Here is a 15555-nt window from a genome sequence, read left to right as displayed (position 1 = left end):
GCTTCATCCCTAGACAGTAGGAGGCACGGCATTCTAGCACGCCGGTTTCAGGGCGCCAGCCGCGCGGCGTTCAGACCTTTACCGCAGGCGTAAGTTCTGTGTCCTGGAATTGTCGACAATGTTCTGGAGAGCTTTGACGAATACCTCGTATTGCGCTAGTTTCAAGGCATCTGTGATCCATGGTGTCGACACTATGTTGCAAACCGCGTCCCCCCACGTGCCTGACACGGAACAAGCCGAGACCTTGTCCGAACACGTCTTCCGGCGTATCCAGGCGGCGATCGTGCAAGGCGAGATCGCCCCGGGCAGCAAGATCTCCGAGCCTGAGCTGGCCCGTACCTACGGCATCAGCCGTGGCCCCCTGCGCGAGGCCATCCACCGCCTGGAGGGCCAGCGGCTGCTGGTGCGCGTGCCGCACGTGGGCGCGCGGGTGGTGTCGCTCGACCAGGCCGAGCTGATCGAGCTCTACGAGATCCGCGAGTCCCTCGAAGGCATGGCCTGCCGACTGGCGGCCGAGCGCATGAGCCAGGAGGCGATCGACGCGCTGCGCCAGGTGCTCGACACCCACGAGCGCGATGCCGCGTTCCAGGCCGGCCTGGGCTACTACCAGCAGGAAGGCGACTTTGACTTCCACTACCGGATCATCCAGGGCAGTGGCAACCAGACGCTGGTCAAGCTGCTCTGCGGCGAGCTGTACCAGCTGGTGCGCATGTACCGCATCCAGTTCTCGTTCACGCCCAACCGCCCGCGTCAGGCCTTCGCCGAACACCACCGCATCCTCGATGCGATCGCCGACCGCGACGGCGAACTGGCCGAACTGCTGATGCGCCGCCATATCGGCGGCTCCCGGCGCAACATCGAACGGCACTTCCAGAGCGCCGATACCCCGTCACGAGGTGAGTCATGAGCACGAAGCACACGCCCGGCCAACGCTTTCGCGACGCCGTCGCCGCCGAACGTCCCCTGCAGGTGGTCGGCACCATCAACGCCAACCATGCGCTGCTGGCCAGGCGCGCCGGTTTCCAGGCCATCTACCTGTCCGGCGGTGGCGTGGCAGCCGGCTCACTGGGTCTGCCGGACCTGGGGATCAGCGGGCTGGACGACGTGCTGACCGACGTGCGTCGCATCACCGACGTCTGCGACCTGCCGCTGCTGGTGGATGTCGACACCGGCTTCGGCGCCTCGGCGTTCAACGTCGCGCGCACCGTGCGCTCGATGATCAAGTTCGGCGCCGCTGCCCTGCACATCGAAGACCAAGTCGGTGCCAAGCGCTGCGGCCATCGGCCCAACAAGGCGATCGTGCCGCTGCAGGAGATGGTCGACCGGATCAAGGCAGCGGTCGACGCGCGCACCGACGACAGCTTCGTGATCATGGCACGCACCGACGCCCTAGCCGTCGAGGGGCTGGAGTCGGCCCTGGACCGTGCCGCCGCGTGCGTCGAGGCCGGCGCCGACATGGTGTTCCCTGAGGCGATCACCGAACTGCCGCTGTACAAGGCCTTCGCCGATCGGGTGCGCGCGCCGATCCTGGCCAACATCACTGAGTTCGGTGCCACGCCGCTGTACACCACCGACGAGCTGGCGTCGGTCGACGTCTCCCTGGTGCTGTACCCGCTGTCGGCCTTCCGGGCCATGAACAAGGCGGCCGAGAACGTCTATGCCGCCTTGCGACGCGACGGCACCCAGAAGCAGGTGCTCGACACCATGCAGACGCGCATGGAGCTGTACGACGCCATCGGCTACCACGCCTTCGAGCAGCAGCTCGACGCCCTGTACGCGCCGTCCGAAGACCGTTGAGCCCGATCCGCCACGATTCGCCTGTCATCCATAACAAATCCAACAATGGAGAACGTCCATGGCCGAAGCAAAAATACTCAGTGGGGCTGGCCTGCGCGGCCAGGTCGCCGGGCAGACGGCACTCTCGACCGTCGGCCAGGCCGGCGCTGGCCTGACCTACCGCGGCTACGATGTCCGCGCGCTGGCCGACCACGCCGAATTCGAAGAAGTCGCCTACCTGCTGTTGTATGGCGAGCTGCCCACCCAGGCCGAGCTCGACGACTACAAGCACGCGCTCAAAGGCCAGCGTGACCTGCCCCAGGCGCTCAAGGAGGTGCTCGAGCGTCTGCCCAAGGACACCCACCCCATGGACGTGATGCGCACGGGCTGCTCGGTACTCGGCACCCTGGAGCCTGAACGTACCTTCGATCTGCAGCACGACCGCACCGACCGGCTGCTGGCCGCGTTCCCGGCGATCCTGTGCTACTGGTACCGCTTCACGCACCACGGCACGCGCATCGACTGCACCAGCGACCAGGACACCCTGGCCGGCCACTTCCTGGCGCTGCTGCATGGCAAGGCGCCCGACGCGCTGCACGTCAAGGTGATGAACGTCTCGCTGATCCTGTACGCCGAGCACGAGTTCAACGCGTCGACCTTCACCGCGCGCGTCTGCGCCTCGACCCTGTCGGACCTGTACTCCTGCATCACCGCGGCCATCGGCACGCTGCGCGGGCCTTTGCACGGCGGCGCCAACGAGGCGGCCATGGCGTTGATCGAACGCTTCGCCTCCCCCGAAGAGGCGCGTGCCGAGTTGCTGAAGATGCTCGAGCGCAAGGACAAGATCATGGGCTTCGGGCATGCCATCTACAAAGAGTCCGACCCGCGCAACGAGGTGATCAAGGGCTGGGCCGAACGGCTCGCTGCCTCGGTGGGCGACCGTGTGCTGTTCCCGGTGTCCCAGGCGATCGACGCGACCATGTGGGAGCAGAAGAAGCTGTTCCCCAACGCCGACTTCTACCATGCCTCGGCCTACCACTTCATGGGCATCCCGACCAAGCTGTTCACCCCGATCTTCGTCTGCTCGCGCCTGACTGGCTGGGCGGCGCACGTGTTCGAGCAGCGCGCCAACAACCGCATCATCCGTCCTAGCGCCGAATACACCGGCGTCGAACAGCGCACGTTCGTGCCAGTCGAGCAACGCTGAGCCTGAGGGGCGCCGACGCCAAACCTGTGGAAGCTGGCTTGCCAGCGAATGCGCAAGCGCGGGCATCTCCGTGTCCAGCACCGACGCATTCGCGGGCAAGCCCGCTCCCACACGTGCGGCGCACGCCTTCCGATTACTGTGAGCGAGCCTGATCCCGCATGAATACCCACTACCGCAAGCACCTTTCCGGCACCGACCTTGACTACTTCGACGCCCGTGCTGCCGTCGAGGCGATCCAGCCCGGCGCCTACGCAGGGTTGCCCTATACCTCGCGCGTGCTGGCCGAGAACTTAGTGCGCCGATGCGCCCCAGCGACCCTCGAGGCCTCGCTGCGCCAGCTGATCGAACGCCGTCGCGACCTGGACTTCCCGTGGTACCCGGCACGCGTGGTCTGCCACGACATCCTCGGCCAGACCGCCCTGGTGGACCTGGCCGGCCTGCGTGACGCCATCGCCGACAAAGGCGGCGATCCTGCGCAGGTCAACCCGGTGGTGCCGGTGCAACTGATCGTCGATCATTCCCTGGCGGTCGAGTGCGGCGGCTACGACCCGCAGGCGTTCGAGAAGAACCGCGCCATCGAGGACCGCCGCAACGAGGACCGCTTCCACTTCATCGACTGGACCAAGCAGGCATTTCGCAACGTCGAGGTGATCCCGCCTGGCAACGGCATCATGCACCAGATCAACCTGGAGAAGATGTCGCCGGTGATCCACGCCGAGCACGGCGTGGCCTATCCCGACACCTGCGTGGGCACCGACAGCCATACGCCCCACGTGGATGCGCTGGGCGTGATCGCGATCGGCGTCGGTGGCCTGGAGGCCGAGAACGTCATGCTCGGGCGGGCCTCGTGGATGCGCCTGCCGGACATCGTCGGGGTCGAGCTGGGCGGGCGCCTGGCCGAAGGCATGACCGCCACCGACCTGGTGCTGGCGCTCACCGAGTTCCTGCGCCAGCAGAAAGTGGTCGGCGCCTACCTGGAGTTCCACGGCGAGGGCGCGCGGGCCTTGACCCTGGGCGACCGGGCGACCATTTCCAACATGGCCCCGGAGTACGGCGCCACGGCGGCGATGTTCGCCATCGATCAGCAGACCCTGGACTACCTGCGCCTGACCGGGCGCGAGGAGGCACAGGTGGCGCTGGTGGAAACCTACGCCAAGGTCGCCGGCCTGTGGGCTGACACCCTGAAGGACGTCGTGTACGAGCGCACCTTGCGCTTCGACCTGAGCCGGGTCGAACGCAACCTGGCCGGCCCGTCCAATCCCCATGCCCGTGTGGCCACCCGCGACCTGGCCGCCAAGGGCATCGCCGGTGCCTGGAGCGACCAGCCAGGGCAGATGCCCGATGGCGCCGTGATCATCGCTGCCATCACCAGCTGCACCAACACCAGCAACCCGCGCAACGTCATCGCTGCCGGGCTGCTGGCGCGCAATGCCAATCGTCTGGGGCTGACCCGCAAGCCCTGGGTCAAGTCCTCGTTGGCGCCCGGCTCCAAGGCGGTTCAGCTGTACTTGCGCGAAGCCGGACTCGAACACGAACTCGAACGCCTGGGCTTCGGCATCGTCGCCTTCGCTTGCACCACCTGCAACGGCATGTCCGGGGCGCTCGACCCGGTGATCCAGCAGGAGATCATCGATCGCGACCTGTATGCCACCGCCGTGCTGTCAGGCAACCGCAATTTCGATGGACGCATCCATCCCTACGCGCGCCAGGCGTTCCTGGCCTCACCGCCGTTGGTGGTGGCCTATGCGATCGCCGGCACCATCCGCTTCGACATCGAAAAGGACGTGCTGGGCGTGGTCGACGGTCGGCCGATCCGGCTCAAGGACCTCTGGCCCAGCGATGCCGAGATCGACGCGGTGGTGCGCGCGGCCGTCAAGCCCGAGCAGTTCCGTCAGGTCTACATCCCCATGTTCGCCGTCGAGTCGTTCAGCGGCCCGGCCGTGGCGCCACTCTACGACTGGCGACCGATGAGCACCTACATTCGTCGACCGCCCTACTGGGAAGGCGCCTTGGCCGGGGAGCGCACGCTGCGCGGCCTGCGTGCGCTGGCGGTGTTGCCGGACAACATCACCACCGACCACCTGTCGCCGTCCAACGCCATCATGGCCGACAGCGCGGCGGGCGAGTACCTGGCGCGCATGGGCGTCCCCGAAGAAGACTTCAACTCCTACGCTACCCACCGCGGCGACCACCTCACCGCGCAGCGCGCCACCTTTGCCAACCCCAAGCTGTTCAACGAGATGGTACGCAACGCCGACGGCAGCGTGCGCCAGGGCTCGCTTGCGCGCCTGGAGCCGGAAGGGCAGGTGATGCGCATGTGGGAGGCGATCGAGACCTACATGCAGCGACGCCAGCCGCTGATCATCATCGCCGGTGCCGACTATGGACAAGGCTCGTCCCGCGACTGGGCGGCCAAGGGTGTGCGCCTGGCCGGCGTCGAGGCCATCGTCGCCGAAGGCTTCGAGCGGATTCACCGGACCAACCTAATGGGCATGGGCGTGCTGCCCCTGGAATTCAAGCTGGGCGTGGACCGCAAGACGTTGGGCATCGATGGCAGCGAAACCTTCGACGTGCTCGGCCAGCGTACGCCGCGCGCGACGCTGACCCTGGTGATCAACCGCAAGACCGGCGAGCGCCTGGAGGTCCCCGTGACCTGTCGGCTGGACACCGCCGAAGAAGTCTCGATCTATGAAGCGGGCGGGGTGCTGCAGCGCTTCGCCCAGGATTTCCTGGAGGGCAATGCATGACTTACCCGGCGCAGTTGAAGATTCCCGCCACCTACATGCGCGGCGGTACCAGCAAGGGCGTGTTCTTCCGCCTGCAGGACCTGCCCGGGCCCGCGCAGCTGCCCGGCGCCGCGCGTGACGCCCTGTTGCTGCGGGTGATCGGCAGTCCCGACCCCTATGGCAAGCAAATCGACGGCATGGGAGGGGCCACCTCCAGCACCAGCAAGGCGGTGATCCTCTCGCCTGGCAGCCGCCCCGACCATGACGTCGACTACCTGTTCGGCCAGGTCTCGATCGACCAGGCCTTCGTCGACTGGAGCGGCAACTGCGGCAACCTGTCGGCGGCGGTCGGGGCCTTCGCTATCAGTGCGGGCCTGGTCGATGCCGCGCGCATCCCTCGCGACGGCATCGCCACGGTGCGCATCTGGCAGGCCAACATCGGCAAGACCATCGTCGCCCACGTGCCCATGACCCAGGGCGAAGTCCAGGAAACCGGCGACTTCGAGCTCGACGGCGTGACCTTTCCGGCAGCCGAGGTCCAGCTCGAATTCCTCGATCCTGCCGCCGACGACGATGGCCAGGGCGGCGACATGTTCCCCACCGGCAACCTGATCGACGAGCTGGACGTGCCGGACCTGGGGACCATCAAGGCCACCCTGATCAATGCCGGCATTCCGACCATCTTCATCGAGGCGGGCGAAGTCGGCTACACCGGCATCGAGCTGCAGGATGCGATCAATGGCGACGCCGACGCGCTGGCCCTGTTTGAGACCATCCGCGCCTGCGGCGCGGTGCGCATGGGGCTGATCGGCAAGATCGAGGAGGCCGCGAGACGCCAGCACACCCCCAAGGTGGCCTTCGTCGCACCGCCGCTTGGTTATGTAACCTCTAGCGGCAAGACCGTGCAGGCCGACGACATCGACCTGCTGGTGCGGGCACTGTCGATGGGCAAGCTGCACCACGCGATGATGGGGACCGCGGCGGTCGCCATCGGCACTGCTGCGGCCATCCCGGGGACGTTGGTGAACCTGGCGGCAGGCGGTGGGGAACGCAGCGCCGTGCGCTTCGGTCATCCATCCGGGACCTTGCGCGTCGGCGCCCAGGCACGCCAGGAGAACGGCAAGTGGAAGGTCACCCGGGCGATCATGAGCCGTAGCGCCCGCGTGCTCATGGAGGGCTGGGTACGTGTGCCTAGGGAGGGTTTGGCGGCGAGTGAGTAAGCGCACCACATTTGGATACGTTCGACACTCCGTACAGAAGATGATCGCTGTTCCTGTGCGAGCAAAGGGTGTCTGACGCTTCTTCGACCAGCTCGGCCAAATTCGATGCTGGGCTTGGTCGTCGCGGTTTTGCCTGATACAGGAAGGCATACCCCCCAAAACGTGCCCACGACCCACAATCACCTCCGCTTTCGCTTGTGGAGCGCTTCCGGGTGGTTCGGTTGTATCACTGTCCGGCAGGTGATCGGCAGTACGCGCTTCCTAGGCGTGATCTCCCGGAAGGCAGGCGTTTGGTAGCTTTGGCCAGCGTCATTCCACTTCAGCATCTCGAGCGCGAACACCTCACCCTCAATGGGCGATTCCTTCAGGCATGAGAAGGTTGCTGCGCGCCCGTGCAGCTTGTTGTACCGGCATGCCCCGGAGAACGGAATACTCCCACTTTAAATTAGTTGAAGGACTACATCTGTTTCGGAAGTTTTTCTCAAACAGCAACATCCACATCCTACCGATCGCGCAACGTTGATCCGCTAATGTCTACCCGCTAGGCCTGAGCTGACTGACAGCTTACAAAGCAATGCATATCTGCATAAATGGAGACGTGGCTGATGAAGAGGGAATTTACATCCGAGGACGTGAGGGTTTTGGAAAACGCTATTACGCCCAAAGAGCAAGTCAAGCTTGACGAAGCGTTCGCATGTGCTCTCTGGCGATATGACTGGCCGGTGAGTTCTACGCCTTTCGCGCGCCCCTGTTGGCACTTCTTTATTGCGGGTAGTAAGCGAGAATCATTGGCATGCTGTGAGGAGGAGTTGGAGGCAAATGAACGTTGGAGATTTCTTCTCGGCATCTGGAGGCGTCTGTGTGCTGTACATATGAATAACGTCAGGTTGATTGGCGTGTATGCGAATGGCCAGAGCTTTGGGCAAGACAGTCCGATTCATCGCGACAACTTGCCAAGCGAGCCGGGACAGACCGCAGTCCTTTTTTGCAACGGCTACTGGGCTACGACATGGGGAGGCGAGCTCGTGTTCTGCAATGATGCAAAGACTGACGTAAGTGCTGCAGTGCTACCAAAGCCAGGTCGGATTGCAATCTTCAATGGTGAAATGCCACACCGTGCGAAATCCCCAACCATAGAGTGTGATCGTCTTCGCATCACCATTGCATTCAAGACAGTATGTAAGGATCTCCGTCATGAGTGATAGGGTTGAGCTATTCGTCGCTGTAGTGGATAGGGTTGGACGGCCTGGGTTTCAAGCAGGCGCCGCCGCCGCAGTACATGATCAATTCAATACTGACAGTCAGGGCTTTTCACTGGTGGTACAAGGCGCTCAGACCACCAGTGCCGTCGCGGCTGTATTGTCGGTTGCGCAGATGACTGCAGGTGCGGTGCCATTTATCAATATCGTGACCAATACCCTTGCGGGCACAGTGACGTTCTTGAAAGTTGTTGCCGAGTACACGTCCAGTGAAAAGCTAAACGTAGGGGATGTTGTCAGCCTTGTAGGTAATGTTGCTGGTGTGGTTGCGAGTTTCGCAATATTGGCGGGTGCGCCTGGGGTTGCAGGTTTTTTTACGGTGGTAGCATTAGGCGCAACATTGGTTGGGGTGTACAATTCGGAACTCGCAAAGAATATTCGAGATGCAGTGGCCCCGATAATCGATTCTCTGAAGAATCACGATATGGCAAAAGAAGTCTCGACACCCGTGCTCGCGCCCAACCTCACTGTTACTGATCCGCAGTCCATAAAACATCATTTTAATGGGCTGATACGGGTCGTCACATGGCACCCCGAAACCATGGAAATAAAGTTAGATACTAGAGTGCTGGAGTCATATGTCATTAGCCCGCCGGCCATACCGCATGGCGGGATAAATATACCTGTAGCGCCACCTCTTGCCAATGGAGGAGGTAATACGATAACGATAGGCATCGAAAGCATCAACGGGCAGCCATCGGTCGGGCCAATGCCTTCAATCACTACTGTGGTAGGTGGAGGTCAAGACATGTATGCCTGCTGCTCTGCTCCTCAGCAAGATAAATACCGCTGAGTAAAATTCCATCAGGAGTGGCTTGTTGATGTTGACGTGGAAAACCTGGATTAAGATGATGCAGGCGTTAGAACCGCATAAGCGGGTCAGGTGCATGTTTTTTGCCGGTTGTGCTTTTCTTCTTTTCATACCTTTGTATTGGATGAACTGGGAGGAAGAGTCCGAGCCGATCGTTGCACCTTTGATGCGGATTTCAGCTGCTCTTGCATCTAAACCTGAAAAATGGGAATACGACAGGTCGATTCACACATTCAGGATTGCTTACAAAGATCCAGGTGGGCACGTGGTCAAGCGCCGAGTGTATGTGCGCAAGGGGCGTTATGATGCAGCCAATATCAATGCGGCTACGCCTTTGTTTGTGGAAGTTGAAAATGCACTGTCCGGACCAGTAGTCAGGAGCTTGTCGACAAGTGATGAAATATTGTATGACTCTGCGCTCAGGCAGTATGTGAACGAAACGATAAACTGGAAATACCTTGAAGGGATTGTGTTGTTTTCCTTGCTAGGGTTCGCTTCATTCGTCGCAGCGGGTGTGATGCATTGGCAAAACCGAAGACAGAGAGAGCAGTAGTCAGTGCTCGGCTCATAGCCCAGTGCCAGCCATTCAGGCCAATTGGGGCTGCTTTGCAACCCAGCATAGCTGCAAGCATGAACTCCGATAATCCAGGCTGACAAAAAGCCCCGGCATCGCTGCCGGGGCTCTGGTCTTGCAGGCTACGGCTTATGCCTGGACAACCGGGATGTTGGCGTTAGCTGCCGCCTCGCGGAACTCGGCGATCTGGTCGAAGCTCAGGTAGCGGTAGACGTCGGCTGCCATGCTGTCGATGTCCTTGGCGTACGCCATGTACTCCTCGACGGTCGGCAGCTTGCCGGTGATCGACGCGACCGCGGCCAGCTCGGCCGAGGCCAGGTACACGTTGGTGGCATCGCCCAGACGGTTGGGGAAGTTGCGCGTGGAGGTGGAGACCACGGTCGCACCGGTCTGGACCCGTGCCTGGTTACCCATGCACAACGAGCAGCCTGGCATTTCCATGCGTGCGCCGGCCTTGCCGTAGATGCCGTAGTAGCCTTCTTCGGTCAGCTGGTGGGCGTCCATCTTGGTCGGCGGAGCCAGCCACAGGCGCGTTGGAATGCCGCCCTTGACCTTTTCCAGCAGCTTGCCGGCGGCGCGGAAGTGACCGATGTTGGTCATGCACGAACCGATGAACACCTCATCGATCTTCTCGCCTTGTACCGAGGACAGCAGGCGCGCGTCGTCCGGGTCGTTCGGCGCGCAGAGCACCGGCTCCTTGACGTCGGCCAGGTCGATTTCGATGATCTCGGCGTACTCGGCATCGGCATCGGCCGACAGCAGTTCCGGGTTGGCCAGCCAGGCTTCCATGGCCTGGGCGCGACGCTCCAGGGTACGTGGGTCGCCGTAGCCTTCGCTGATCATCCAGCGCAGCAGGGTGATGTTGGACTGCAAGTATTCGGCGATGGCCTTTTCCGGCAGCTTGATGGTGCAACCGGCGGCGGAACGCTCGGCCGAGGCGTCGGACAGTTCGAACGCCTGCTCGACGGTCAGCTCGTCCAGGCCTTCGATCTCCAGGATACGGCCGGAGAAGGCGTTCTTCTTGCCCTTCTTCTCGACGGTCAGCAGGCCTTGCTGAATGGCATAGTAGGGGATCGCATGGACCAGGTCGCGCAGGGTGATGCCAGGCTGCAGCTTGCCCTTGAAGCGGACCAGGATCGACTCGGGCATGTCCAGCGGCATGACGCCGGTGGCAGCGGCGAAGGCCACCAGGCCGGAACCGGCCGGGAAGGAGATGCCGATCGGGAAGCGGGTGTGCGAGTCACCGCCGGTGCCGACGGTGTCGGGCATCAGCATGCGGTTCAGCCAGCTGTGGATGATGCCGTCGCCTGGACGCAGCGACACGCCGCCACGGGTGCGGATGAAGTCCGGCAGGGTGTGGTGGGTGGTGACGTCGATCGGCTTGGGGTAGGCCGCGGTGTGGCAGAACGACTGCATGACCAGGTCGGCGGAGAAGCCCAGGCACGCCAGGTCCTTCAGCTCGTCGCGGGTCATCGGCCCGGTGGTGTCCTGGGAGCCGACAGTGGTCATCTTCGGTTCGCAGTAGGTGCCAGGACGCACGCCCTGGCCTTCCGGCAGGCCACAGGCACGGCCGACCATCTTCTGCGCCAGGGTGTAGCCCTTGCCGGTGTCGACCGGTGCTTCTGGCAGCTTGAACAGGTCGGTGGCGCCCAGGCCGAGTTCGGCACGTGCCTTGTCGGTCAGGCCGCGGCCGACGATCAGCGGGATACGGCCGCCTGCGCGGACTTCGTCGAGCAGCACTTCGGTCTTGAGGGTGAAGGTGGTGACCAGCTCGTCGCTGTCGTGGCGACGAACTTCGCCCTTGTACGGGTAGACGTCGATCACGTCGCCCATGTTCAGGTCGGTGCAGTCGAACTCGATCGGCAGGGCACCGGCGTCTTCCATGGTGTTGTAGAAGATCGGTGCGATCTTGGTGCCGAAGCAGAAGCCACCGGCGCGCTTGTTCGGCACGTAGGGGATGTCGTCGCCGAAGAACCACAGCACCGAGTTGGTGGCGGACTTGCGCGAGGAGCCGGTACCGACCACGTCACCGACGTAGGCGACCGGGAAGCCCTTGGCGCGGACCGCTTCGATCTGCTTGAGCGGACCGACCGAACCGGGCTGCTCCGGCTCGATGCCGTCGCGGGCCATCTTCAGCATGGCCAGCGCGTGCAGCGGGATGTCCGGGCGCGACCAGGCGTCCGGGGCCGGCGACAGGTCGTCGGTGTTGGTTTCGCCAGGCACCTTGAACACGGTCAGGGTGTACTTGTCGGCGATGGCCGGACGCTTGGTGAACCACTCGCCGGCGGCCCAGGATTCCAGCACGGCCTTGGCGTGGGCATTGCCCGCCTTGGCTTTTTCGGCGACGTCATGGAAGGCGTCGAACATCAGCAGGGTGTGCTTGAGCTGTTCGGCCGCGACGGCGCCCAGTTCGGCGTCGTCCAGCAGCTCGACCAGCGTGGCGATGTTGTAGCCGCCCTGCATGGTGCCCAGCAGCTCGGTGGCGCGCTTGCGATCGATCAGCGGCGAGGCGGCCTCGCCCTTGACCACGGCCGACAGATAGGCGGCCTTGACGTAGGCGGCTTCATCGACCCCTGGCGGAACGCGGTGGGTGATCAGGTCGACGAGGAAGGCTTCTTCGCCAGCAGGCGGGTTCTTCAGCAGTTCGACCAGGCCTGCGGTCTGTTCGGCGTTCAGCGGCTGGGGCACGATACCCAGGGCGGCACGCTCTTCGGTATGTTTGCGGTAGGCTTCAAGCACAGTTATTTCCCTCATCAGTGGCCCCATCTGGGGGACCGGGACGCTCATCCGGGGTGTCCGGCGACCTTGCGCAAGACGGCCTTCTGGGCCGTGCAGCCAGGGCGGCAGGACACCCTCGCGGAAGCTGTTTTCAAAGTTTTACGCCTGCAGAACGGGGAGCTGATGAGGGCTGGCCCTGGACACGCCTGAGGTGCATGACCGGGCCAACGCCGTTCTACCGGATGACTGTGCTCGTGACGCTTTGAAAACAGCTTCCAACGGACATTGGTGCCTGGAAAAGGCGAATGGATTCTACGGTAAAAAGCGCCACAAGGTAAGGCGCAGCGCTCGACTTTAACCCGTGACCCCCGTTAGACAAAGGGCTAACATGGGTCGGTGTCCCGTTCTCAAGCCGTTGTCCTGCGATGTCCAATCAATCCATCAAGACCCCGTGCGTGGGGCTGTGCTCCACCGTCTACGGTGACCATGTGTGCCGTGGCTGCAAGCGTTTCCATCACGAAGTGATCCACTGGAACGGTTATGACGACGAGGCCAAGCGGGCGGTGTGGCTGCGTCTGGAAGCCTTGCTGGTGCAGGTGATGATGGCCAAGCTCGAAGTGTTCGACCGCGAGCGTCTGCGCGAGCAGCTCGAGCAGCGTTCGATCCGCTTCGTCGCCCACCAGTCCGAGTATTGCTGGGCCTACCAACTGATCGCCCGCGGGGCGCGGATGATTCGTGACCTGGAAGCCTATGGCATGGCGTTGCTGCCGGAGTTTCGTGACTGGGAACTGCCACGTCTGCGCGATGCCATCGACCGTGAGTTCTTCCTGTTGTCGGAGGCGCACTACGATCGCTACATCGCGCCGCTGTTCCTGCGCAACGAGGAACGCTAGCAGGCTTTTCCCCCTGCACTGGTTCGCCAGGCGCGCCTAGAGTCACTGCCCCTTCAGGCGATACGGTGCAGTGTCATGAGCGAATACGTCTTTGAACCCTTGCTGTGCTTCAATGCCAAGTGCTACTGGCAATTCGGTGAAGAGCCGCTTGGCGACCGCGAATTGCTCAAGTCGCGCGGCGAGCGGGTCAAACCTCTCTGGGTCGAGTTCAACGACTGGAACGGCGACGATGGCTGGCTGATGTCTGGCCGTGACTACCAACCAGAAGAAATCCAGTCCTTCCTGCACGATCAGTTGCCGTTCTTCGGTCCGCGTCAGCGCATCTACTGCGAGTATTTCTGGTTCGGCGTGTACAGCATCGGCGAGCTCTACGCCTATGAGATACGGCCTGCCTATGCGGGCATCAACATCGATCGCTGGCCTGAGCTGGAATATGTGCTGGACGTGAGCCGCAACGGCTACCTGGGGATGTATCCCACCGACACGCCGGCAGGTCGCTCGCCGTTGCACACGCCCCCCCAGGTCGAGGTGGCGATGCCGGACCCGCTGCCCCATGCGGGGCTCGATCTGCTTACCGATCCGTTGGTGGAAGGTCGGGGGCTGCTGTTCCTCTACCGCAAGGGCAAGGTCACGCCGCTCTGGACCCTCGATGGCCTGGACCCCAGTACACTTCAGGCCGGCGACGTGCGTACCGGACTCGAACTGTACGGGCCGACGGGACGGATCGTGCGACGGCTGATCGAGCAAGGCAGGGCCTACCTCAACGACCGTCGAGGCCACCGAGGCCGCCTGGCGATCCAGGTGATTCACGCAACCGTGCCGCCGCACCCCAAACCGGCAGCCGGCGTAGCCTGAAGATCGTGCGTTCAGTCGCCGGTGTATTCACAACCGCTGGTGCAGGTTTCATGGATCCTGACCTTGGACAGCTCCGGCAGCAGCGGTTTGACCTGGTGCCAGATCCAGTGCGCGATGACTTCGCTGGTGGGGTTTTCCAGGCCAGGGATGTCATTGAGGTAGTTGTGGTCGAGCTGCTCGTAGATCGGCTTGAACACCGCCTTGATCTCGGAGAAGTCGCGGATCCAGCCGGTGTGCGGATCGACCGGCCCGGTCAGGTGCAGGGCGACCTTGAACGAGTGGCCGTGCAGACGGCCACATTTGTGCCCCGCCGGCACGTTGGGCAGGCGGTGGGCTGATTCGAACGTGAATTCCTTGAAGATTTCCAAACTCGTAGACTCTGTAGAACCCATACGGGCGTGCAGTCTACCAGCATGACGGCTACAAGGGGCGCAGCCGGTCCCCGAGTCGCCCGGTGGCGATGAGCTCGAGCAGCTCGTCGCCCAGTCGTCGGCTCTCGTCGATGGCGGTGTACCAGTAGCGCTTGCGGCTCGCCGGATCGCCCATGAAGCGCTTGAAGTCGCTTCGGTCCGGCAGCTTGCCGAAGGGCAGGCGGGCCAGGTACTGCGGCGACGGCGTCAGCAGCACGACATTGCGTAGCCGCCAGGCGTCGCCCTTGCGCCACGGCAGGCCCTTGTCGAACCAGCCAGGGACGACCTTGTCGGTGAAGTGCGGGTAGAGCACCAGGTCGTCGCCCCGATAGGGCAGGTCCAGGTGATAGTCGAGCAGGCCGCCGTCACGGTAGGTCCCACTGCCGGCACCTGGCAGGTCGCGTACGCCTTGCATGACCATCGGGATCGAGCCTGAGGCCAGCAGGGCCTGGCGCAGGTTGGCCGGACTCAAGGGTACGCAGCGTGAAGGGAAATCCTCCAGGGCCTCCAACGGTGGCAGGGCCCGGCTGTCGTGCAGCACCAGGCGCTCGAAATGCCGCGCCAGACGCCCGCGCGCCAGCAGGTTGTCCGCCAGCACCGAGGACAGGCCCATGCCAAGCCGGGCGCGATGATCGTCGGCCAGCAGGCCATGGCTCTTGACCACCAGCACGTTGAGCCGGTAATCGGCATTGCTCAGGATGTGTCCGTCGCCGCCTTGCAGCAGCGCCTCGAGCATGTCCTCGCAGCGTCGACTGACCTCGGCGGGGGTGGTGCCTTTGGCGAAATCCAGTTCGGTGTACAGCGTGGCAAGTCGGCGCAGCCCTTCGACGGGGTCGACGAGGCAGGCGCTGGCGAAGCGCCAGGCGCCAATCGAGGCGCCGATCAAGGCGCGCGGGCGGGGCGCCGAAGGCAGCCAGTCGCCGAACAGCGCCAGGTCCAGGCCCTGGATGCCGAGCGGCTTGGGCCCGCCTGCAGCACCTGGCACGGTACCGACATCGCCTGCCCGCAGGCCACGTTCGCGAACGTGCGCCAGGGCACGCTGGCCGGCTTTGATCGTCAGGGCAGGGTAGGGGATGTGGATGGCGCTCATGGCAGACCTCGCGTGC

General features: G+C 63.4%; 13 protein-coding genes. 10 read left to right on the top strand and 3 right to left on the bottom strand.

Translation table 11 applies throughout. From position 1 onward, the window contains the following. Positions 1-193 precede the first annotated feature (193 nt). The 8 genes from G7007_RS10700 to G7007_RS10665 all read left to right on the top strand — a co-directional run bounded on the left by G7007_RS10700 (position 194) and on the right by G7007_RS10665 (position 9552). Positions 194-907 carry a GntR family transcriptional regulator gene (locus tag G7007_RS10700; RefSeq protein ID WP_181101637.1) on the top strand — a complete coding sequence of 238 codons (714 nt, stop codon included), beginning with the start codon at positions 194-196 and terminating at the stop codon, positions 905-907. Continuing rightward, positions 904-1797 carry a methylisocitrate lyase gene (prpB, locus tag G7007_RS10695; RefSeq protein ID WP_181101635.1) on the top strand — a complete coding sequence of 298 codons (894 nt, stop codon included), beginning with the start codon at positions 904-906 and terminating at the stop codon, positions 1795-1797. Before G7007_RS10700 ends, prpB begins: the two co-directional genes overlap by 4 nt. 58 nt (positions 1798-1855) lie before the next feature. Next, positions 1856-2983: a bifunctional 2-methylcitrate synthase/citrate synthase gene (prpC, locus tag G7007_RS10690; protein WP_181101633.1), complete on the top strand. Its 1128-nt coding sequence runs from the start codon at positions 1856-1858 to the stop codon at positions 2981-2983. Between the two features lie 158 nt (positions 2984-3141). After that, the gene (acnD, locus tag G7007_RS10685; RefSeq protein WP_181101631.1) at positions 3142-5730 is read left to right on the top strand and encodes a Fe/S-dependent 2-methylisocitrate dehydratase AcnD; all 2589 of its coding nucleotides are present in this window, start codon (positions 3142-3144) and stop codon (positions 5728-5730) included. Beyond that, positions 5727-6929 (top strand): 2-methylaconitate cis-trans isomerase PrpF, encoded by a 1203-nt coding sequence (gene prpF / locus G7007_RS10680; protein ID WP_181101629.1) that lies wholly within the window; start codon positions 5727-5729, stop codon positions 6927-6929. The genes acnD and prpF overlap by 4 nt, the downstream gene beginning before the upstream one ends. 590 nt (positions 6930-7519) lie before the next feature. Next, a complete protein-coding gene (locus G7007_RS22375; RefSeq protein ID WP_308852294.1) occupies positions 7520-8131 on the top strand; it encodes a 2OG-Fe(II) oxygenase in 612 nt (203 codons plus the stop codon). Beyond that, positions 8124-8981, top strand: a complete 858-nt coding sequence (locus tag G7007_RS10670) for a hypothetical protein (RefSeq protein WP_181101625.1) — start codon at positions 8124-8126, stop codon at positions 8979-8981. The genes G7007_RS22375 and G7007_RS10670 overlap by 8 nt, the downstream gene beginning before the upstream one ends. Positions 8982-9009: 28 nt before the next feature. Further along, positions 9010-9552 carry a hypothetical protein gene (locus G7007_RS10665; RefSeq protein ID WP_181101623.1) on the top strand — a complete coding sequence of 181 codons (543 nt, stop codon included), beginning with the start codon at positions 9010-9012 and terminating at the stop codon, positions 9550-9552. A gap of 150 nt (positions 9553-9702) precedes the next feature. Here G7007_RS10665 and acnB read toward each other — a convergent pair whose 3' ends face one another. Beyond that, a complete protein-coding gene (gene acnB / locus G7007_RS10660) occupies positions 9703-12312 on the bottom strand; it encodes a bifunctional aconitate hydratase 2/2-methylisocitrate dehydratase (RefSeq protein WP_181101621.1) in 2610 nt (869 codons plus the stop codon). A gap of 404 nt (positions 12313-12716) precedes the next feature. Here acnB and G7007_RS10655 point away from each other — a divergent pair, with 404 nt between their 5' ends. Further along, on the top strand, positions 12717-13184 hold the full coding sequence (locus G7007_RS10655; protein ID WP_181101619.1) for a DUF1289 domain-containing protein: 468 nt from the start codon (positions 12717-12719) through the stop codon (positions 13182-13184). A gap of 75 nt (positions 13185-13259) precedes the next feature. Next, positions 13260-14039 carry a hypothetical protein gene (locus G7007_RS10650; protein ID WP_181101617.1) on the top strand — a complete coding sequence of 260 codons (780 nt, stop codon included), beginning with the start codon at positions 13260-13262 and terminating at the stop codon, positions 14037-14039. Positions 14040-14050: 11 nt separating this feature from the next. Here G7007_RS10650 and queD read toward each other — a convergent pair whose 3' ends face one another. Continuing rightward, a complete protein-coding gene (gene queD, locus G7007_RS10645; RefSeq protein ID WP_181101615.1) occupies positions 14051-14407 on the bottom strand; it encodes a 6-carboxytetrahydropterin synthase QueD in 357 nt (118 codons plus the stop codon). Between the two features lie 52 nt (positions 14408-14459). Beyond that, positions 14460-15539, bottom strand: coding sequence for a patatin-like phospholipase family protein (locus tag G7007_RS10640; protein ID WP_181101613.1), 1080 nt, complete (start codon positions 15537-15539; stop codon positions 14460-14462). Between the last annotated feature and the right edge of the window lie 16 nt (positions 15540-15555).

Origin of the sequence: Pseudomonas entomophila (assembly GCF_013523125.1) — a bacterium.
Lineage (GTDB): Bacteria > Pseudomonadota > Gammaproteobacteria > Pseudomonadales > Pseudomonadaceae > Aquipseudomonas > Aquipseudomonas entomophila_B.
The sequence above is the reverse complement of the archived record's forward strand: the minus strand, read 5'-3'. Positions and strand labels throughout refer to the sequence as shown.